Source organism: Stenotrophomonas sp. ZAC14D2_NAIMI4_6 (assembly GCF_003086875.1).
Classification (GTDB): Bacteria; Pseudomonadota; Gammaproteobacteria; order Xanthomonadales; family Xanthomonadaceae; genus Stenotrophomonas.
On sequence record NZ_CP025996.1, the window covers coordinates 551,906 to 571,065 of the forward strand.

Annotated in this window: 24 protein-coding genes; 14 read left to right on the forward strand and 10 right to left on the reverse strand. The window is 68.2% G+C overall.

Translation table 11 applies throughout. From position 1 onward, the window contains the following. Positions 1-33 precede the first annotated feature (33 nt). Positions 34-915 (reverse strand): LysR family transcriptional regulator, encoded by an 882-nt coding sequence (locus tag C1933_RS02420; RefSeq protein ID WP_108752043.1) that lies wholly within the window; start codon positions 913-915, stop codon positions 34-36. 96 nt (positions 916-1,011) lie between these two features. On the opposite strand from C1933_RS02420, the gene C1933_RS02425 reads away from it, so the two are divergent. The 4 genes from C1933_RS02425 to C1933_RS02440 all read left to right on the forward strand — a co-directional run bounded on the left by C1933_RS02425 (position 1,012) and on the right by C1933_RS02440 (position 4,675). After that, positions 1,012-1,422, forward strand: coding sequence for a DoxX family protein (locus C1933_RS02425; protein WP_108752044.1), 411 nt, complete (start codon positions 1,012-1,014; stop codon positions 1,420-1,422). Positions 1,423-1,453: 31 nt separating this feature from the next. Next, on the forward strand, positions 1,454-2,263 hold the full coding sequence (locus tag C1933_RS02430) for a class III extradiol ring-cleavage dioxygenase (RefSeq protein ID WP_108752045.1): 810 nt from the start codon (positions 1,454-1,456) through the stop codon (positions 2,261-2,263). After that, on the forward strand, positions 2,260-2,916 hold the full coding sequence (locus C1933_RS02435) for an alpha/beta fold hydrolase (protein WP_108752046.1): 657 nt from the start codon (positions 2,260-2,262) through the stop codon (positions 2,914-2,916). The genes C1933_RS02430 and C1933_RS02435 overlap by 4 nt, the downstream gene beginning before the upstream one ends. Before the next feature lie 109 nt (positions 2,917-3,025). Further along, entirely contained in the window at positions 3,026-4,675 is a 1,650-nt protein-coding gene (locus tag C1933_RS02440) for a Na+/H+ antiporter (RefSeq protein ID WP_108752047.1), read from the forward strand. 85 nt (positions 4,676-4,760) lie between these two features. On the opposite strand, the gene C1933_RS02445 is transcribed toward C1933_RS02440, so the two are convergent. Continuing rightward, positions 4,761-5,009 carry a DUF3297 family protein gene (locus C1933_RS02445; protein WP_108751456.1) on the reverse strand — a complete coding sequence of 83 codons (249 nt, stop codon included), beginning with the start codon at positions 5,007-5,009 and terminating at the stop codon, positions 4,761-4,763. Positions 5,010-5,099: 90 nt separating this feature from the next. On the opposite strand from C1933_RS02445, the gene C1933_RS02450 reads away from it, so the two are divergent. Next, entirely contained in the window at positions 5,100-5,642 is a 543-nt protein-coding gene (locus C1933_RS02450) for a hypothetical protein (protein ID WP_108748369.1), read from the forward strand. A gap of 66 nt (positions 5,643-5,708) precedes the next feature. Here the strand turns inward: C1933_RS02450 and C1933_RS02455 are convergent, their stop codons facing one another. From C1933_RS02455 to msrB, 5 genes are all read right to left on the reverse strand, one after another. Further along, the gene (locus tag C1933_RS02455) at positions 5,709-5,981 is read right to left on the reverse strand and encodes a DUF4031 domain-containing protein (protein ID WP_108752048.1); all 273 of its coding nucleotides are present in this window, start codon (positions 5,979-5,981) and stop codon (positions 5,709-5,711) included. Between the two features lie 13 nt (positions 5,982-5,994). Next, entirely contained in the window at positions 5,995-6,492 is a 498-nt protein-coding gene (locus C1933_RS02460; protein WP_108752049.1) for a hypothetical protein, read from the reverse strand. 204 nt (positions 6,493-6,696) lie between these two features. Continuing rightward, the gene (gene motB, locus C1933_RS02465) at positions 6,697-7,653 is read right to left on the reverse strand and encodes a flagellar motor protein MotB (RefSeq protein WP_108752050.1); all 957 of its coding nucleotides are present in this window, start codon (positions 7,651-7,653) and stop codon (positions 6,697-6,699) included. A gap of 3 nt (positions 7,654-7,656) precedes the next feature. Then, a complete protein-coding gene (motA, locus tag C1933_RS02470) occupies positions 7,657-8,511 on the reverse strand; it encodes a flagellar motor stator protein MotA (RefSeq protein ID WP_108752051.1) in 855 nt (284 codons plus the stop codon). A gap of 91 nt (positions 8,512-8,602) precedes the next feature. Next, the gene (gene msrB / locus C1933_RS02475; RefSeq protein WP_108748374.1) at positions 8,603-9,070 is read right to left on the reverse strand and encodes a peptide-methionine (R)-S-oxide reductase MsrB; all 468 of its coding nucleotides are present in this window, start codon (positions 9,068-9,070) and stop codon (positions 8,603-8,605) included. 130 nt (positions 9,071-9,200) lie between these two features. Here msrB and C1933_RS02480 point away from each other — a divergent pair, with 130 nt between their 5' ends. Continuing rightward, entirely contained in the window at positions 9,201-9,575 is a 375-nt protein-coding gene (locus C1933_RS02480; RefSeq protein ID WP_108752052.1) for a classical arabinogalactan protein 4, read from the forward strand. Positions 9,576-9,696: 121 nt separating this feature from the next. Next, positions 9,697-9,879 carry a lana protein gene (locus C1933_RS02485; RefSeq protein WP_108752053.1) on the forward strand — a complete coding sequence of 61 codons (183 nt, stop codon included), beginning with the start codon at positions 9,697-9,699 and terminating at the stop codon, positions 9,877-9,879. A 99-nt stretch (positions 9,880-9,978) separates the two neighbouring features. Here the strand turns inward: C1933_RS02485 and C1933_RS02490 are convergent, their stop codons facing one another. Further along, positions 9,979-10,458 carry a winged helix-turn-helix transcriptional regulator gene (locus C1933_RS02490; protein WP_108748377.1) on the reverse strand — a complete coding sequence of 160 codons (480 nt, stop codon included), beginning with the start codon at positions 10,456-10,458 and terminating at the stop codon, positions 9,979-9,981. Between the two features lie 149 nt (positions 10,459-10,607). Between C1933_RS02490 and C1933_RS02495 the strand changes: the two genes are divergently transcribed. Together C1933_RS02495 and alr are read left to right on the forward strand one after the other, a co-directional pair. Then, positions 10,608-11,912: a D-amino acid dehydrogenase gene (locus C1933_RS02495; protein ID WP_108752054.1), complete on the forward strand. Its 1,305-nt coding sequence runs from the start codon at positions 10,608-10,610 to the stop codon at positions 11,910-11,912. Next, positions 11,891-12,961, forward strand: a complete 1,071-nt coding sequence (alr, locus tag C1933_RS02500) for an alanine racemase (protein WP_108752055.1) — start codon at positions 11,891-11,893, stop codon at positions 12,959-12,961. The genes C1933_RS02495 and alr overlap by 22 nt, the downstream gene beginning before the upstream one ends. Positions 12,962-13,044: 83 nt before the next feature. Here the strand turns inward: alr and C1933_RS02505 are convergent, their stop codons facing one another. Beyond that, a complete protein-coding gene (locus C1933_RS02505; protein WP_108752056.1) occupies positions 13,045-13,617 on the reverse strand; it encodes a DUF3016 domain-containing protein in 573 nt (190 codons plus the stop codon). Positions 13,618-13,791: 174 nt separating this feature from the next. On the opposite strand from C1933_RS02505, the gene C1933_RS02510 reads away from it, so the two are divergent. Further along, entirely contained in the window at positions 13,792-15,852 is a 2,061-nt protein-coding gene (locus tag C1933_RS02510) for a PAS domain-containing sensor histidine kinase (protein ID WP_234414629.1), read from the forward strand. 44 nt (positions 15,853-15,896) lie between these two features. Continuing rightward, the gene (locus tag C1933_RS02515) at positions 15,897-16,187 is read left to right on the forward strand and encodes a DUF3247 family protein (protein ID WP_108752057.1); all 291 of its coding nucleotides are present in this window, start codon (positions 15,897-15,899) and stop codon (positions 16,185-16,187) included. Between the two features lie 60 nt (positions 16,188-16,247). Here C1933_RS02515 and C1933_RS02520 read toward each other — a convergent pair whose 3' ends face one another. Then, a complete protein-coding gene (locus C1933_RS02520) occupies positions 16,248-16,511 on the reverse strand; it encodes a hypothetical protein (RefSeq protein WP_108748382.1) in 264 nt (87 codons plus the stop codon). Positions 16,512-16,668: 157 nt separating this feature from the next. Between C1933_RS02520 and C1933_RS02525 the strand changes: the two genes are divergently transcribed. Genes C1933_RS02525 through C1933_RS02535 form a run of 3 tightly spaced genes read left to right on the forward strand, consistent with a single transcriptional unit; the run spans position 16,669 to position 19,105 of the window. Beyond that, positions 16,669-17,730 carry a class I SAM-dependent methyltransferase gene (locus C1933_RS02525; RefSeq protein ID WP_108752058.1) on the forward strand — a complete coding sequence of 354 codons (1,062 nt, stop codon included), beginning with the start codon at positions 16,669-16,671 and terminating at the stop codon, positions 17,728-17,730. Beyond that, the gene (locus tag C1933_RS02530) at positions 17,727-18,428 is read left to right on the forward strand and encodes a pseudouridine synthase (protein WP_108752059.1); all 702 of its coding nucleotides are present in this window, start codon (positions 17,727-17,729) and stop codon (positions 18,426-18,428) included. The genes C1933_RS02525 and C1933_RS02530 overlap by 4 nt, the downstream gene beginning before the upstream one ends. Further along, entirely contained in the window at positions 18,425-19,105 is a 681-nt protein-coding gene (locus C1933_RS02535) for an HAD family phosphatase (RefSeq protein ID WP_108752060.1), read from the forward strand. The genes C1933_RS02530 and C1933_RS02535 overlap by 4 nt, the downstream gene beginning before the upstream one ends. Positions 19,106-19,160 lie beyond the last annotated feature (55 nt).

Consider the following 19,160-nt stretch of genomic DNA (forward strand, 5'->3'; position numbering starts at 1 on the left):
GCAAACCCGCCGGGCCATGCCCGGCGGATGCGCTCACACTCCGGCGTCCACCAGGTAATCAATGAAACTGCGCACCTTCGGTGCCAGATGGCTGCGGCTGGTGTACACCGCGAAGATGCCGATCGGCGGCACTTCCCAATCGGGCAGCACGCGCACCAGGCGGCCATCGGCCAGCGCCTGTTCCAGCAGGAAATCGGGCTGCAGGATCACGCCCAGTCCGGCGATGGCGGCTTCGCGCAGCACGTCGCCGTTGTTGGCCTGCAGGATGCTGTTCACCGCCACGCGTACTTCGCCGCCGGGCCCCTGCAGCGGCCACTGGTTGCCCGAGGCCCAGTAGCTGTAACCCAGGCAGTCGTGCGCCGCCAGGTCCTGCGGCGTGGCTGGCGTGCCGCGCGCGGCCAGGTACGCCGGTGCCGCGCACAGGGTGATGCGGGCCTGGCCCAGGCGCCGGGCGATCAACGTCGGGCTGGGTTCGCGGGTAATGCGCAGAGCCACGTCGTAGCCTTCTTCCACCATGTCCACCAGACGGTCGGACAGCGCCAGGTCCAGTTCCACCTGCGGGTAGCGTTGCCGGTAGCCGGCCAGCAGCGGCCCCAGCCGGGCGATGCCCCAGCTGACCGGCGCGTTGATGCGCAGCGTGCCCGACGGTTCCAGCGCCTGCGCTCCTACGCTGGCTTCCAGCGCGTCGAATTCGGCCAGCAGGCGCACGCATTGGGCGTAGTAGGCGGCGCCGGCGCTGGTGGGGCTGACCCGGCGGGTGGTGCGGTGGAGCAGGCGGGTGGACAGGCGCTTTTCCAGCGCGGCCACCTGCCGGGTGACCCCGGCCGTGGATACCCCCAGCGCCTCGGCGGCGGCACTGAACCCGTTGCGCTCGACCACGGCCACGAACACGCGCATGGCGTCCAGAGTGTCCATTGTTGCGCCTTCTGAAATAAATACGGTCGTTTCATCGTATTTATCGGCTGGCGGCTGCGCAATAACCTGTACGCACTCTCCCTGAGGTACGCCCCCATGAAAACCTCCGCTGCTGCCGTTTCGCCGCTGGCCCCGTATGCCGCCACTGTGCTGCGCCTGGCCCTGGGCGGCCTGTTCCTGGTGCACGCGCTGACCAAGCTGCTGGTGTTCACCCCCGCCGGTACCGCCGCGTTCTTTGCATCGCTGGGCCTGCCAGGCGCGCTGGGCTACCTGACCATCGTGGTCGAGCTGGCCATCGCGGCGGCCCTGCTGCTGGGCGTGTACGCGCGCTGGGTGGGCCTGCTGGGCGTGCCGCTGCTGCTGGGCACGATCGTGACTGTGCACGGCGCCAACGGTTTCGGCTTCGCCAACGCCGGCGGTGGCTGGGAATACCCGGCGTTCTGGGCGCTGGCGCTGGTGGTGCTGTTCCTGCTGGGCGATGGCCGCTGGACCCTGCGTTCGCGCTGATCGCCGCTTCCCCCCGTATCTGGAGAACCTCATGTCCCGCCTGCCTTCGCTGTACATCTCCCACGGCTCGCCGATGACCGCCCTGCACCCGGGGCAGGTGGGCGTGCGGCTGGCCGAACTGGCCCGCGACCTGCCCACTCCGCGTGCCATCGTGATGGCATCGGCGCACTGGCTGGCGCGCCAGCCGTTGGTCGGCGCGCATCCGCAGCCGCCCACCATCCACGATTTCGGCGGCTTCCCGCGCGCGCTGTCCGAACTGCAGTACCCGGCGCCGGGCGACCCCGCGCTGGCCGAAGAAGTGGCCGGGCGCATCGCCGCGGCCGGCCTGCCGGTGGCGCTGGATGCGCAGCGCGGGCTGGACCATGGCGCCTGGGTGCCGCTGCGGCTGCTGCGCCCGCAGGCCGATATTCCGGTGGTGCCGCTGTCGATCCAGCCGATGCTGGGGCCGCAGCACCAGTTCGCGCTGGGCCGTGCGTTGGCGCCGCTGCGCGAACAGGGCGTGCTGCTGGTCGGCTCGGGCAGCATCACCCACAACCTGCATGACTGGCGCGACTACCAGGACGGCAAGGAAGCGCCCTACGTGCGCCCCTTCATTGAATGGGTGGAACAGCGACTGGCGGCCAACGATCGCGATGCGCTGTTCGACTACCGCCGCCAGGCGCCGTTTGCCGAGCGCGCGCATCCCACCGACGAGCATCTGCTGCCGTTGTACTTCGCCATGGGCGCGGCCGGCGGCGATGATTTCGGTGCCACCCGCATCGATGCGGGTATCGATGCGGGCATGCTGGCGATGGACCTGTACCGCTTCGATGGCGCCGCGCCCGTGCGGGAGGCCGCATGAGCGCCGTGCTGACGCCGGTGCTGGAGCGGCCGGCGCAGGGCAGGGCGCAGGGCCTGGTGGTGCTGCTGCACGGCGTGGGCAGCAACGAGCAGTCGCTGGCCGCGCTGGCCAGCACGCTCGATCCGCGCCTGCACGTGCTGCTGCCGCGCGCACCGCTGGTGTTCGGGCCGCAGGCGTTCGGCTGGTTCACCGTGTGCTTCGGCGCGCAGGGGCCGCTGATCGATCCAGCCCAGGCCGAAGCGTCGCGGGTGCTGCTGCGCGACTGGTTGGCCGTGCAGCAGCAGCGGCTGGGGCTGGATGCGCGGCAGACCGTGCTGGCCGGCTTCAGCCAGGGCGGCATCATGAGCGCCAGCGTGGCGCTGACCGCGCCGGAGCGGGTGAAGTCCTTCGCGATCCTGTGCGGCCGCATCCTGCCGGAGATCGCGCCGCTGATTCCGGCCGATGTGGCCGGCGCCGGGCTGGACGGCCTGGTGGTGCACGGGCGGCAGGATGACAAGCTGCCGTTTGCGCTGGCCGAAGCTGCCTCGCAGCGCCTGCAGGGGCTGGGCGTGGCTCACCGGCTGCGCGATTACCCGGTGGGGCATACCTTGTCGGCGGACATGCAGCAGGACACCCGGGACTGGATCGCGGCGCGTTTGCTGTCGCCGCCCTGACGCGCATTCATACGGGCGGCCGCAGCGGCCGCCAGCTGTGCTAAGTTTTTTTCCTGTCTCCGGCGCACACCGGTTTTTCCGGCCCCACGCGCCGCTTCCCGGAAGAAGCATGCACACCATCGAAGTCGTCCTGGCGATGCTGGTGGCCGTTGTCGCCAGCGGTTACCTGGTTCGCGTCCTGCCCTTTTCACTGCCGCTGCCGCTGGTGCAGATCGGCCTGGGCGCGGTCATCGCCGGAGTATTCAACCGCGGCCATGCGCTGGAACCGGAAGTGTTCTTCCTGCTGTTCCTGCCGCCGCTGCTGTTCCTCGATGGCTGGCGCATTCCCAAACAAGGCCTGTTCCGCGACAAGGGTGCGATCCTGGAACTGGCCTTCGGCCTGGTGGTGTTCACCGTCATCGGCGCCGGCCTGCTGATCCACTGGATGATTCCGGTGATGCCGCTGGCGGTGTGCTTCGCGCTGGCGGCCATCGTCTCGCCCACCGATCCGGTGGCGGTGGGCGCGATCGCTTCGAAGGCGCCCATTCCCAAGCGGCTGATGCACATCCTGGAAGGCGAATCGCTGTTGAACGATGCCTCCGGCCTGGTCTGCTTCCGCTTCGCCGTGGCCGCGGTGATGACCGGATCGTTCTCGCTGGCCACCGCCTCGCTCACCTTCCTGTGGGTGGCCGTTGCCGGCCTGGCGGTGGGCGTGGCGGTCACCCTGGGCGTGTCCACCTTCCAGCGCTGGCTGTGGCGCCGCTTCGGTGAAGAGCCCGGTGCGGCCATGCTGGTGAACCTGCTGATTCCGTTCGCGGCCTATCTGCTGGCCGAAGAAATCCATGCCTCGGGCATCCTCGCGGCCGTGGCCGCCGGTATTGCGATGAGCTACGTGGAGCTGACCGGCCGCGTGTCCGGCAGCATGCGCGTGCAGCGCGCCGGGGTCTGGAACATGCTGCAGTTCAGCTTCAACGGCATCATGTTCGTGCTGCTGGGCGAGCAGTTGCCGGGCATCGTCGAGCGCGCGACCACCACCATGAACGAGACCGGCCACCAGAGCGCCTGGTGGCTGCTGGTGTACGTGGTGGTGATCAACGCGATGTTGATCGCGCTGCGCCTGCTGTGGGTGTGGCTGTCGCTGCGCTGGAACCTGCTGCGCGCGCGCCGCCGTGGCCTGCAGCATGGCGAGGCACCGAACTGGCGCATCGTGGTGGCCACCTCGGTGGCCGGCGTGCGCGGTGCCATCACCCTGGCCGGCGTGCTGACCCTGCCGCTGTTCCTGCCCGATGGCAGCCCGTTCCCCGCGCGTGACCTGGTCATCTTCCTGGCCGCAGCGGTCATCCTGTTCTCGCTTGTGGGCGCCAGCGTGGCCCTGCCGCAGCTGCTGAAGGGCCTGCAGCTGCCGGCCGATTCGGGCGAGCGCAAGGAAGAGGACCTGGCCCGCAAGCTGTCTTCCAAGGCCGCGCTGGCCGGGGTGGAGCGCATGCGCCAGCAGTTGGTGATGAACCAGAACACCGACAACGTGCAGCTGTTCAATGACGCTGCATCGCGGGTCAGCCTGCTGTACCAGCGGCACCTGGAAAAGGACAACGAAGGCCCCGACGTGGACCCGGACAAGGTCAAGCGGATGGAGCAGGGCTACCGCCAGCTGCGCAGCGCGGGGCTGAATGCCGAACGCGAGGAGCTGTTCCGGTTGACCCGGCGCGGGGTGATTTCCGATGAGATCTCGCGGCGCCTGATCCGCAACCTGGACCTGCTGGAATCGCGCCAGCGCGGCTGACCCTGAGTTGTAGAGTCGAGCCATGCTCGACTGCTCTTGCCGGCAGGAGAGCAGTCGAGCATGGCTCGACTCTACAAGAAGGCGGTTATTCCGGCTTCTGTTCCAGGAAGTACACCTCGACCTTGCCCTTGACCTTGATGGTCATCGGGTTGCCGCGGCGGTCGCGCGCCTTGCCGGCCTGCACGCGGATCCAGCCTTCGCTGACCGAGTATTCCTCGACGTTGTCACGTTCGACATCGTTGAAGCGCACGCCCACGCCGCGCTCCAGCGCCTGCGCATCGTGGAAGGGGCTGGCCGGGTTGATGGCCAGGTGGTCGGGAGGGGTATCGCTCATCGCATCATTCACAGTGACGGCCACCACGGCCGGCTTCAGCGGCACAGGATAAACCGTAGAATGCCGGCCTGCCCCACAGGAATGCCCGCCATGCCCGACAACAGCGACTATTTCGACTTCGAGGAAGACGCCCACGATTTCGACGAGGACGACTTCGAGGCCCGCATCTGGAACCTGCTGGTACTGATCAACCCCGGCGATGACGAGCTGGCCCTGCAGCAGTTCAACCGCTGGCGCGAGATGCTGGCCGAGGCCGGCGAGCCGCTGGAGGCCGACGCGGACTGGCTGCCTGCGCTGTTCACCGCCATTGCCTGGCAGTCCGGGTTCGAGGTGGAGCGCGATGATCTGGAATCGCTGCAGTCGGCGGTGAACGAGCTGTCGGCGCGCTTCAACCTGCAGCTGGACTGGGGCGGCGACCTGGACGACGAGGATTTCGCCGAAGACCTGGACGGGGTGCAGCTGATGTCCACCGCTTTCGACCGCCTGCGCGAGCACAACTACACGCTGTGGAGCGTGGATGCCGGCAGCGGCGGCTTCACCGGCTGGATGGCGCTGACCCGCGACGACGATGCCCTGCTGGCGCTGTGTTCGTTGCTGAACGTGGAAGTGCGGCTGGGCAGCGACCCGTTCTGATCGATCGGCCCGCCCCGGCGGGGTAGATCGGGACCGGGGCGGAGAGCAGTCGACCAACGGTCGACTCTACCGGTATTGCGCGCGGGCGTTGGCGATCACCGCTTTCACCAGGGCGCGGTCGCTGTGCCGGGAAATGGCGCGGGCGCCGAGGGCGATCGCCTGCGCGCGCAGTTCGGCGTTGACGTCGTAGTGCGCGCCGCTGGCCTTGTTCTGGAAGGCCCGCGGTGGAATGCCGAGCTGCGCCGCCATGGCGTGCAGCTCGGCCAGGGTGTCGGCCATCAGGTGCGCCCAGCGCTGTCCGCGCCAGGCATGCACCGCGTCATCGACGTAGACCGCCACCGCCGCGGCCGGCTCAGGCCTGCGGCTTGCCGTCGGTGTCGGCGTCAGCGGCCACCGGGGCCTCGGCGTCGGCAGCGACTTCTTCGGCCACCACCGGTTCAGCGCTGGCATCTGCGCCTTCTTCGGCTTCCACGCCTTCGAACTCGGACACCAGCTTGTCCAGGTACTCATCGGCGGTCTGGCCGGCTTCAGCGGCCAGGGTGTCCAGCAGCTTCTGCAGCAGCTCGGAATATTCCAGGTTGACCTTGCGGCCTTCCTTTTCCTGCACGTTGGACAGGTGCTTGAGCATGGCCAGCATCGGCACCGGGTTGTCCGCGTTGCCCATGGTCTGGCCGCCGATGGCCAGCAGCCACTCGCGGCCCTGCAGGCCGATGGCGGCGACCGGCTGGCCGTCTTCGTTGGTCAGCACGGCATGGTTCTGCACCTGCTGCTGGGCGTTCAGGCGCAGGAACGGACGCTTGGCCTGCTGCTTCTTGCGCTTGTCGCGCTTGGCCTTGGAGTTCTGGGACATGGGTGGGGTCACCTGGAAAAGGAAAGACCGCCATTGTACTGCCCTTGGTAGGTGCGGACCTTGGTCCGCACGCGTTCCGGGCCGGGGGGCGGTAGAGTCGACTGTCAGTCGACTGGCGCGCGAAGCGCGGGATGGTGGATGCCAGCCCTGAAGCAGTCGACTGACAGTCGACTCTACCCCTCGATTCCCCGTCCCAACCTCCGGTCAGGGCGTCACGGCCGGAGGGCTGGCCTCGCCCTGTGCAGCCTGCACGTCCGGGTCGACCGTGGTGGCCGACAGCCCCACCTGCGGGCCGGCACCGGCCAGCGCGGCCTCTTCGGCGGCGTGGGTCATCACCACGATGCTGATGCGGCGGTTGATCGGGTTCTGCGGGTCCACCTTGTCGAACAGCACCGACGAGGACAGGCCCACCACGCGGGTGATCTTGCTGTCTTCCAGGCCACCATCGACCAGCGCACGACGTGCGGCGTTGGCGCGGTCCGCGCTCAGTTCCCAGTTGCCATAGCCGCGCGCGGCCGAATAGGCGGTGATATCGGTGTGGCCGGTCAGGCTGATCCGGTTCGGCACGTGGTTCAGGTACTCGGCCAGCTCGTGCAGGATCTGCTGCGTGTACGGCTTCAGCGACGCGCTGCCCAGGTCGAACATCGGCCGGTTCTGCTTGTCCACGATCTGGATGCGCAGGCCTTCCGGGGTCAGGTCCAGCAGCAGCTGGTCCTTGAACGGTTCCAGCGCCTGGCTGCGGCTGATCGCTTCCTGCAGCTCCTTCATCAGCGCTTCCAGCTGCTGCTTGTCGCGCTGCTGCTGGTCCACCGGCTGCTGCAGGGCCTGCTTCTGGTTCTGGAAGGGATCGTTGCTGTTGCCGCGGGACAGATCGGTGGCGCCGCCCAGCTTGATCATCGAGGTACTGGCGCCGCCCGGGCCGGCCATGCCCGGTGCCGGCGTGGGGCTCTGCCCGGCCAGCGGGCTGGGGTTGCGGAAGTATTCGGAAATGGCCGCGCGTTCGGGCTTGCTGGTGCTGGCCATCAGCCACAGCACCAGGAAGAAGGCCATCATCGCGGTCACGAAGTCCGCGTAGGCCACCTTCCACGAGCCGCCATGGTGGCCGCCGTGGCCGGCCTTCTTGACCTTGCGGACGATGACGGTGGGCTTGGTCTCGGCCATGGCTTACTTGACCGTCTTCAGGTGCTGCTCGAAATCGGAGAACGCCGGGCGCACGTTCGACGGCAGCGTCTTGCGGGCGAATTCCAGCGCGATCTTCGGGTTGTAGCCACGCAGGCAGGCCAGCAGCGCGGTCTTCACCGATTCGTAGATGCGGCTGTCCTGTTCGGCGCGGGCTTCCATGGCCGAGGCCATCGGGCCGACGAAGCCATAGCCCAGCAGGATGCCCAGGAAGGTGCCGACCAGCGCGCCGGCCACGTGGCCGCCCACTTCAACGATGTCGCCACCGATCGAGCCCATGGTGATGACGATGCCCAGCACGGCCGCCACGATGCCGAAGCCGGGCAGGCCGTCGGCCACCTTGGTCAGCACCTGCGACGGCGCCATGGCTTCGGCGTGGTGCTTTTCCAGCTCCAGTTCCAGCAGCGGTTCCAGCTCGTGCGGCTCGATGTTGCTGCCGATCATCAGGCGCAGGCAGTCGGTGATGAAATCGACCAGATGGTGGTCGGCCTGCACCTTGGGGTAGTTGGCGAACAGGGCGCTTTCGGCGGGGCGTTCGACGTGGTCTTCCAGCGCCATGAAGCCTTCGCGGCGGGCCTTGTTCAGCAGTTCATAGAGCAGGCTGAGGACATCGATGTAGTCCTGCTGCTTGTAGCGCGGGCCCTTGAACACGCCGACCATGGCCTGCAGGGTCTGCTTGACCGTCTTGGCCGGCGTGCCGACCAGGAAGGCGCCCAGGGCAGCGCCGCCGATGATGACCAGTTCGTAGGGCTGCCAGAGGGCACCCAGGCGGCCGTGGGCGCCGAGGTAGCCGCCGAGCACGCTGATGATGACGACCAGGAATCCAACGATGATGAGCATGGCGTGACGCAAGGAGGGGGGATATCTCCTTGTCGGCGCGGCACCGGGATTTCTGAAGAGCGGATTGTGTGAAGTCGGTCGGCGGGGGTGTTCAGTCCGCCGTGCCGGTCTCGGCGCCGCCGCGCTGCAGCGGATTGGGCCATGGCTCGCCCTGGCCGGTGAAAGAAAGTGAGACCGAATTCAGGCAGTGGCGCTCGAAGGTGGGCGGCGGGCCGTCCGGGAAGACGTGGCCCAGGTGGCTGCCACAGCGGGCGCAGGTGATCTCGGTACGCACCATGCCGTGGCTGGTGTCGCGGATTTCGCGCACATGGGCCGGGTCGTAGGGCGCGAAGAAGCTGGGCCAGCCGGTGCCCGAATCGAACTTGGTGCTGGAACGGAACAGCGGCAGCGCGCACAGGCGGCAGCAATAGACGCCGTCGCGCTTGTTGTCCAGGAACACGCCGCAGAACGGCGCCTCGGTACCGTGCTGCAGCAGCACGCGGCGCTCTTCGGCGCTCAGGCCGGCAACCAGCGCATCGGTCTGGGCGGCGGTGGGGGGCGTGAGGTCGAACGCGCTCATGCGGCTCTCCGGGGCGGTGGGATGCTGGCTGAAGTGGGGATGGCGGGGCGGCGTTGCAAGTGTGATGGCCATTCATGGGCGGCACACGGGGCCGGGTGCATGGTGGGGGCAATCCACGCTGGAGCGTGCCATGAACCGCCCCCTTGTCCTGCTGTTGTCGGCGCTGCTGCCTCTGGTGGCACAGGCACAGGTGCCCACCGGCAACCCGACCGGAACCCGCAGCAGCACCACGGTGGCGCCGCCGCCGGTGGCACCGCCGGTGCAGCCGGCACGCCCGCAGCCGCAACCGCTGCCTTCACCGCAGCCCCGCCAGCCGATCAAGGCCACCGGCCCGGCGCCGATCACCGCCACCCCTGCGCCGGCACTGCCGGACAAGGTCTACGACCGCAACGGCCGCATCGTGCCGGGGGTGAAGCCGGTGGGGCCAAACCGCGTGTTCGATTCGCGCACCGGGCGTTACTACGACAGCGTGCCGCAGGGCGCCGGGCAGCAGATCAAGCCGTGACAGGGCGTGCCGGGGTAGCGGCCTGAACCCAGCAAAACGCGTGCGTGCCGATCACCGTTTTTTCGCCTGCGATTAACCGCTGCGGGATCACCGTGGCGCTGCGCCGGCATGGTGTCGGCGCATGTCCTTCGTCCTATGGATCGCGATCATGAAGAACCAGCAGAACCGTCCGTCCGGCAAGGAACCGCAGGGCCGTAACCCGCAGCAGCAACAGCAGCAGATGGACCCGCAGCAGGCGCACAAGGGCGGCAAGCAGCAGGACCACCGCCAGCAGGGCGGCATGAAGCACCCGCAGCAGCGGTGAACGATCAGGGGTCAGAGCCCGCCATGCGGGATCTGACCCCACATTCTCGCCAGGGGTCGGATCCCGCGCAGCGGGCTCTGACCCCACACCCGGCACCGCTCAATCGGCAATCGGCAGCGCCCAGGTCTCTTTCACTTCTTCCATCACGATGTAGCTCTTGGACTCGCGCACATGCGGCAGGGTCAGCAGGGTGCTGCCCAGCAGCTTGCGGTAGCTGGCCATTTCGCTGATGCGCGCCTTCAGCAGGTAGTCGAAATCGCCCGATACCAGATGGCATTCCAGCACGTTGGGCAGCTTCAGCGCGGCGCGGCGGAATTCTTCGAAGATGTCGCCCGATTTGTAGGCCAGGCTGATTTCCACGAACACCAGCAGGCTGGCTTTCAGCGCGGTCGGGTCCAGGTGGGCGTGGTACCCGGTGATCACACCCTCGCGTTCCAGCCGGCGCACGCGCTCGGTGCAGGGCGTGGTGGACAGGCCCACCCGTTCACCCAGTTCGGTGAAGGAAATGCGGCCTTCGGCCTGCAGGATGCGCAGGATCTTGCGGTCGATCTTGTCCAGTTCGCGGGAGCGGGTGGCCATGGCCGTCAACCTCGGGGAATGAATCGCAGGGAAACTGCCTGACTGTAGTCCTAAAAACAGGCAAATGCTCTAGGATTGCGCGCCTATACTTCCCCAATTGTGGTCCCGGCGTGCTCAAACGCAGGGAATGATCGGGTTGGAGAGTCCCCATGCGAGTCCTCGTTCTTGGCAGCGGCGTGATCGGCACCACCAGTGCCTGGTACCTGCGGCAGGCCGGCTTTGAAGTCACGGTCATCGACCGCCAGCCGGGCCCCGCGCTGGAAACCAGTTTTGCCAACGCCGGCCAGCTCTCGTTCGGCTACACCTCGCCGTGGGCCGCACCGGGCGTGCCGAAGAAGGCCATCGGCTGGCTGTTCGAAAAGCATGCGCCGCTGGCCATCAAGCCTGGCATGGACCTGGCCCAGTACCGCTGGCTGTGGCAGATGCTGCGCAACTGCACCCAGGAACGCTATGCCATCAACAAGGCGCGCATGGTGCGCATGTCCGAATACAGCCGCGACTGCCTGAACGAGCTGCGCGCGCAGATCGGCATCGAATTCGAAGGCCGCGACCTGGGCACCACCCAGTTGTTCCGCACCCAGCAGCAGCTGGACGCCTCGGCGCAGGACATCGAGATCCTGGCCCAGTACGGCGTGCCCTACGAAGTGCTGGACCGCGCCGGCATCATCCAGGCCGAGCCTGCGCTGGCCCACGTGGATGGTCTGGTGGGTGCGTTGCGCCTGCCGCGCGACCAGACCGGTGACTGCCAGCTGTTCACCCGTCGCCTGGCCCAGCTGGCGGCCGACGCCGGCGTGGAATTCCGTTACGACCAGGACATCACCGGCCTGCAGGTCGAAGGCGACCGGGTAACCGGCGTGCGCATCGGCAACCGCGTGGAAACCGCCGACCGGGTGGTGGTGGCGCTGGGCAGCTATTCGCCGGCCATGGTGGCGCCGCTGGGCATGCGTCTGCCGGTGTACCCGCTGAAGGGCTATTCGCTGACCCTGCCGATCACCGACCCGGCGATGGCGCCGACCTCGACCATCCTGGACGAGAGCTACAAGGTGGCCGTCACCCGTTTCGACAACCGCATCCGCGTGGGCGGCATGGCCGAAGTGGCCGGGTTTGACCTGTCGCTGTCGCAGCGCCGCCGCGAAACCCTGGAACTGGTGGTGCGCGACCTGTACCCGAAGGGCGGCGACCTGGCCAAGGCGCAGTTCTGGACCGGCCTGCGCCCGGCTACCCCGGATGGCACGCCGGTGATCGGCGCCACCCCGCTGCGCAACCTGTACCTGAACACCGGCCACGGCACCCTGGGCTGGACCATGGCTTGTGGTTCGGGCCGCTACCTGGCCGACCTGATGAGCGCGCGCCAGCCGCAGATCAGCACCGAGGGCCTGGATATCTTCCGTTACGGCCAGTACGGCCACGCCCCTCAGCAGGAGAGCCGCGCATGCGTCCTGCCCGCGCGCTGATCGATCTGGGCGCGCTGCGCAGCAACTACCGCCTGGCCCGTGAACTGGGCGGCGGCAAGGCGCTGGCGGTGGTCAAGGCCGATGCCTACGGGCACGGCGCGGTGCGCTGCGCGCAGGCGCTGGAAGGCGAGGCCGACGGCTTTGCGGTGGCCACCATCGAAGAAGCACTGGAGCTGCGCCAGGCCGGTATCCGCGCGCCGATCCTGCTGCTGGAAGGCATCTTCGAAGCCAGCGAACTGCCGCTGGTGGCCGAACATGACCTGTGGTTCTCGGTGGGTTCGCCGTGGCAGGTGGAGGCGCTGGCCGCCTTTAACAGCCCGCGCCCGCTGACGGTCTGGCTGAAGCTGGACAGTGGCATGCACCGGCTGGGCCTGGACGTGGCCGGCTTCCGTGCCGCGCACGCGCGCCTGTCGGCGCTGCCGCAGGTTGAGCGCATCGTGATGATGACCCACCTGGCGCGCGCCGATGAGCTGGACAGCGAGCGCACGCATGAGCAGGCCGCAACGTTCAAGGCGGCCATCGACGGCCTGTCCGGCGAGACCAGCGTGTGCAATTCGCCGGCGCTGCTGGGCTGGCCCGATGTGCGCAGTGACTGGGTGCGCCCGGGCCTGATGCTGTACGGGGCCAACCCGCTGCCGGACGACAGCGCGCTGACCGCGCGCCTGCGCCCGGTGATGACCATGCAGTCGCAGGTGATTGCCGAGCGCTGGATCGAACCGGGCGAGCCGGTGGGCTATGGCGCCCGCTTCGTGGCCAAGGTGCGCACCCGCGTGGGCGTGGTGGCGCTGGGCTATGCCGACGGCTATCCGCAGTTCGCCCCGAATGGCACGCCGGTGCTGATCGACGGCCAGCCCGGTGGCCTGATCGGCCGTGTGTCGATGGACATGCTGACGGTGGACCTGACCGCCCACCCGCAGGCCGCTGTGGGCAGCGTGGTTGAACTGTGGGGCAGCGCACCCACCCTGGCCGAACTGGCCCCGCGCTGCGGCGTGAGTGCCTACCAGTTGCCGTGCGCGGTGAAGCGCGTGGCGCGGGTGTACCAGGATTAAGGGACGCCCGTTGCGCCCTGCGTGTCGACCAAGGTCGACACCTACCGGTGCGTGTTGCACCGGTAGGCGCGCGCTGTGCGGGCTTACCGCGCGGCGGTGACCTGCGGGGCCAGCTGCTTTTTCACCCAGTCATCGATCAGGCGCTTTTCGTAGCGCAGCGGATCGGTATCGCTGCGCACGCCGATGTTGTGCAGATAGCCGCTGTCACTCAGCTTCGCCTCGCCCTCGTTGACGATGCGGCCGCTGGCATCCTTCAGCGTGTACTGCAGGCTGATGCGCGGCGGGTAGATGTCACGCATGACCCGGATATCGCTGCCGCGCGGGCCGTGCCACGGTTCATAGTCGCCTGCACGCTTGATGTCGGTCACGGTCACATCCAGCGTCTGCCCGGGCTGCAGCGGCTTGGCCGCCGTGGTCTGGATGTAGCGGGCGATCTGCTGCACCCAGTCACCCCGCTCGGCTTCAAAGCGGTTGGTGGTCTGGCGCAGCTCGGTGAACTGCGCCGGATCGGTCCACTTCACGCTGACCGGGCCGTCGGCCTGCAGTGCACGGGGCGCATCGGGCGCGGTGACCGTGCGTGGCGCAGCGGTGGCGCTGCCGGCGGCCAGGGCACAGGCCAGCAGCAACGTGGCGGTAGTGAAACGCGAACGGTTCATGGCAGGACTCCTGCGGCCGGGATGGCCGACGGTCGGGGTTTCAGGGGCGAGTGTGAGCCTGCCCCGGAGGCGCAGCAATGGCCAAATGCGTCACAAATGGCCGTGGTTGCCGCGAATTCATGCTCGTCAAGCATGACCGACGGCGCTTGACGCTGTGAATACGTCCTTTGGAAGATGCTGTGCGTCCATACCGGCTTGCCTCGACCCCCTTTGTCCACACTGCCGCCCCTCGCCGAGCGCCCAGCCCCGCTGGCCCCCACGCCGGAAACCGATCTGCACCGAGGCGTGCTCGAGCGCATCAATGCCGGTTTCTGCGTGATTCACGTGATCTTCGAGGGCAGCCGTGCCGTTGATTACCGCTTCGTGGAGGTCAACGACGCGTTCGAGCGCCACACCGGCCTGAAGGACGTGCGCGGCAAGCGCATGACCGAGCTGGAGCCGAACCACGAGGGCGACTGGTTCCGCATCTATGGCGATGTGGCACGCAGTGGCCGGCCGGCGCAGTTTGAAATGGAAGCACGCGCGCTGGGGCGCTCGTTCTCGGTCGACGCGGTGCGCGTGGGCCAGGCCGGCGAAGACATGGTCGGCATCCTGTTCTTCGATGTGACCGCTCGCAAACAGATTGAAGTGGAGCTGGGCGAAAGCGAGGCCCGCTTCAGCGCGCTGGCCGACGGCCTGCCCATGCCGGTCTGGGTGCTGGACGACAAAGGCCACGCACGCTTCGTCAACAGTGCCTTCAGTGAATTCTTCGGTGGCGACGAAACCCGCGTACCGGAAGATGTCTGGCGCGGCCTGGTGCACCCGGACGACGCTTCGGTGTTCGAGTACGAGCTGCAGGAAGCGCTGAAGGCGCAGCGCTCGATGCATGCGCTGGTGCGCGCACGCCGTGCCGACGGCCAGTGGCGCTGGCTGGAAATGAATGCCCGCCCGCGCTTCTCGCGCATGGGCCGCTTCATTGGCCTGGCCGGCAGCAGCCCGGACGTGACCGACCGCCGCGAGATCGAGCTGGCCCGCGAAGAACTGCTGCAGTCCGAACGCGCAGCACGCAGCGCGGCCGAAAACATGGCGCGGTTGAAGGACGAGTTCCTGGCCACGCTGTCGCATGAACTGCGTACGCCGCTGACCACCATCCTGGGCTGGAGCGAACTGCTGCTGCAGCGCGTGGACAACACCAGCCCGCTGTTCAAGGGCCTGAACGTGATCGCCAGCAGTGCCACGGCACAGAAGCGGCTGATCTCGGACATGCTGGACCTGAGCAGCATGCTGCTGGGCAAGGTGCAGCTGGAAGTGGAATCGCTGGACCTGCGCGGGCAGCTGGTCGAAGCCATGGGTGCGCAGGAACTGGTGGCCGAAGGCAAGGCGCTGGACGTCACCCTGCAGATGCCCGAGGAACGCTGCCTGGTGCTGGGCGATGCCACGCGCCTGCAGCAGGTGTTCTGGAACCTGTTGTCCAACGCCATCAAGTTCACCCCGGCCGAGGGCCGCATCGACGTGCAGCTGCAGGCCGACGGCGCGTACTGGGTGGTGACCCTGCGCGATACCGGCGACGGCATTGCCCCTGAATTCCTCAACCATCTGTTCAGCCGGTTCCGCCAGGCCGATGGCACCACCACCCGCCGCCATGGCGGCCTGGGGCTGGGCCTGGCCATCGTGCAGCAGCTGGTGGAACTGCATGGCGGTACGGTCAGTGCGGCCAGCGAAGGCCATGGCCACGGTGCCACCTTCACCGTGCGCCTGCCGCAGCATTACCCCGACGCGGACAAGCGGCCGCTGCGCGAAGTGATCAGCGGTCCCATCGTCGAACCGATGGTGGTGGAGCCGTACCCGCTGCGTGGCCTGCACGTGCTGGCGGTGGAAGACCAGCCGGAAGTGCTGGAATACCTGCGGCGCATGCTGGAAGAGCAGGGCGCATCGGTATCAGCGGCCACCTCGGCCGTGGAAGCGCTGGCCCTGCTGGCCGACAACGGCCATCTGCACTACAACGTGCTGCTGACCGACATCGGCATGCCGGGCATGGATGGCTATGGGCTGGTGCGCACGCTGCGCGATGACATGGGCGTGGATGCCACCACCTTGCCGGCCGTGGCGGTAACCGCGCTGGCGCGCGCCGATGATCGCCGTCGGGCGCTGGCATCGGGCTTCCAGGAGCATGTGGCCAAGCCGTATTCGGTGGCCCAGCTGGTGGCGGCGGTGCGCCACGTGCAGGCGGCGCGCAACGGCGACGCATTGCACTGAGCATTCACGGCCGATCGGCGACCCTGCATGCAGGAGGTCGCCGAATGTCCCGTATCGCTCCCCGTATCCACACCGACCCGGCGCAGATCGCGCGCCTGGAATCCCTGCTGCCACAGCTGGAAGGCGAAACGCAGGTGGAACTGACCCTGCAGGATGGTCGTCGCCTGCTGGGCACCGTGGCAGTCAGGCCAACGGTGCAGCAGTTCCGTAATGACGCCGGTGATGAGGGCACCAATGGCCAGCTGCGCCTGGACGACTACGATGCGCCCGTACAGCAGCACTATGTGTGGCTGGACGAGATCGCCAGCGTGCGCAGGTTGCCGCCAAGGCCATGAGCACAGCCACCCACGGGGTGGCTCTACCCAGTAGAGCCACGCCATGCGTGGCTGGTCTGCCTAATGTTCAAACACGGTAGGCGTCGCCTCGAAGCGCCGCGCATAGGCGCGTTCTTCGGCCACGCGGGCGACTTCGTCATCGGCCAGGTCCGGGGCCCCATACACCGCATAGGCCACGGCACCGTCGGCGCCATGGCCGATCTGGTGCAGGCGGTAGCGCGAATGCCCGCCGCCGGTGTCCTCGGGGTAATGCACGGGCGGATGGCTGCCCTCCAGGTCCATTTCACTGTTGTCGACCACACCACCGACGAACAAGGCGCGCATGCAGGAGCTCCAATAGGTTGCGGGGGGAGCTCTTACCCTGAACCCTTCAATGTTGGCGGCGCATCAACGCCCCGTTGAACTTTCGCAAAGCGCGCCCGGGGCGGGGCGGGGCGAGCCGGTACAATGGACGGCCCTCACGCTTCCAGTACCCGCGCCGATGGCCGCCAGCGACGACGCCCCCCTGCAGACCCTGTTCCTGCCGTTTTCCAGCGGCGCCCTGCGCTGGCCGGAGGGTCCGGTGGCCTTCCTGCGCGCCCGCGATGGCTGGCCGCTGCGCGAAGCGGCCGGCACCCGCGAGGTCCACTTCGAACAGAGCTTTGCCCCGTTCGCCCAGCCGCTGCAGGCCAGCGGCTGGACCGTCAGCGGCCAGCTGGATGACGCCGCCGGCAAGGGCCGCTACCCGCTGGTGCTGGTGCTGCCGCCGCGCCAGCGCGAAGAAGCCCGCGCGCTGTTCGCCCGCGCCCTGGCCCTGGTGGCCGACGGCGGCCGCATCGTGGCCTGCCAGTCCAACAATGAAGGCGCGCGCTCCGGCGAAGGCGATCTGAAGCAGCTGACCGGCCTGGGCGGCTGCCTGACCAAGAACCATTGCCGGGTGTACTGGACCGCGCCACTGCAGGGCCAGCACGATGCCGACCTGGCCAAGCGCTGGGCCGCACTGGATGCGGTGCGGCCGATCATGGGCGGTCGCTTCCTCAGCCGCCCGGGCGTGTTCGCCTGGGACCGCATCGACCCGGCCTCTGCCCTGCTGGCCGAGCACCTGCCGGCCGACCTGGCCGGCCGTGCCGCCGATCTGGGCGCCGGCTATGGCTACCTGTCGCGCGAACTGCTGGAGCGCTGCCCGAAAATCACCGCGCTGGACCTGTACGAAGCCGAGCAGCGTGCGCTGGCCCTGGCCGAGCTGAACCTTGCACCGCCGCCGCGCGCGCTGCCGCTGCGTTTCCTGTGGCGCGACGTGACCGCCGGCATCGAGCCGGGCTACGACGTCATCATCAGCAACCCGCCGTTCCACACGCCCTCGCGCGCCGACCGCCCGGACATCGGCCAGCGCTTCATTGCCGTGGCCGCGCAGGCACTGCGCCCCGGTGGCCGCCTGTACGTGGTGGCCAACCGCCACCTGCCGTACGAGCACACCTTGAACGACAGCTTCGGCGCGGTGCGCGTGGTGGCCGAGCGCGATGGCTTCAAGCTGGTGGAAGCAGTGAAGGGGAAGGGCCGATGAAACTGGTCAAGCACATCGCCAACCTGGGCTACGGCAGCCGCAAGCAGGTGCAGTGGATGTTCCGCGAAGGGCGCATCACCGATGCCGACGGCGAGGTGCTGTACGCCGATGACCAGGTGCCGCACGAGGCGGTGCGGGTTGATGGCGAGCCGCTGGACCCGCCGCCGGGCCTGACCCTGGCCCTGCACAAGCCGGCCGGCTACACCTGTTCGACCAAGGACACCGGCCGCCTGATCTACGATCTGCTGCCGCCGCGTTTCCGCGACCGCGACCCGGTGCTGTCCACCGTCGGCCGCCTGGACCGCGAAACCAGCGGCCTGCTGCTGCTGACCGACGATGGCGGCCTGCTGCACCGGATCATCTCGCCCAAGTCGAAGCTGCCCAAGGTCTACGACGTGGCGCTGAGCGAAGACCTGCGTGGCGATGAAGTGGCGCTGTTCGCCAGCGGTACGCTGATGCTGGAATCGGAGAAGACCCCGCTGCTGCCGGCCGAGCTGGAGGTGCTGGGCCCGCGCCAGGTGCGGCTGGTGCTGCACGAAGGCCGCTACCACCAGGTACGCCGCATGTTTGCCGCCACCGGCAACCATGTGCAGTCACTGCACCGCAGCCGGGTGGGTGGCATGGACCTGCAGGGCCTGGACGAAGGCCAGTGGCGCATGCTCGATGCCGCCGACCTGGACACGCTGTTCGCCGTATGACCGTGATCGCTGCGCTGCCGTTCCTGCCCGACGCCGTCATCTTCGACATGGACGGCCTGATGATCGACAGCGAGCGCGTCTCGCTGGCGTGCTGGAACGAGGCGGCGCGGGCGAGCGGGCTGCCGCTGGATGAAAGCTTCTTCCTGCGCATGGTGGGCCTGGGTGACCGGGACTGCCGCGCGCTGCTGCAGCAGCAGGGGCTGAGCGAGGGCACGATCGAAACGCTGGTGGACACCTGCCACGCGCTGTACGACGCGCGCACCCAGCATGGACTGCCGCTGCGGCTGGGCATCATGGAGTTGCTGGAGCTGCTGAAGGCGCACGCCGTGCCGTGTGCGGTGGCTACGTCGACCCGGCAGCCGCGGGCCAACCGCAAGCTGGCCGCGGCCGGGCTGCTGCCGTATTTCGATGCCGTGGTAGCGGGCAACGACGTGGAGCGGCCGAAGCCGGCGCCGGATATCTATCTGCTGGCCGCCCGCAGGCTCGGGCAGGACCCGCAGCGCTGCCTGGCGCTGGAAGATTCACCGGCAGGCACGCGCGCCGCACTGGCAGCCGGCATGACCGTGATCCAGGTACCGGACCTTGTTGATCCGGACGAAGCGCAGCGAGCGCTAGGGCACCGCATCGTGACCTCGCTGCTGGACGCACACGCCCTGCTGCTGCCACTGCTGCGGTAGATATATGGTGGGTGCCGACCTGGGTTGGCACGCATGACCGCTCTGGTAGGTGCCA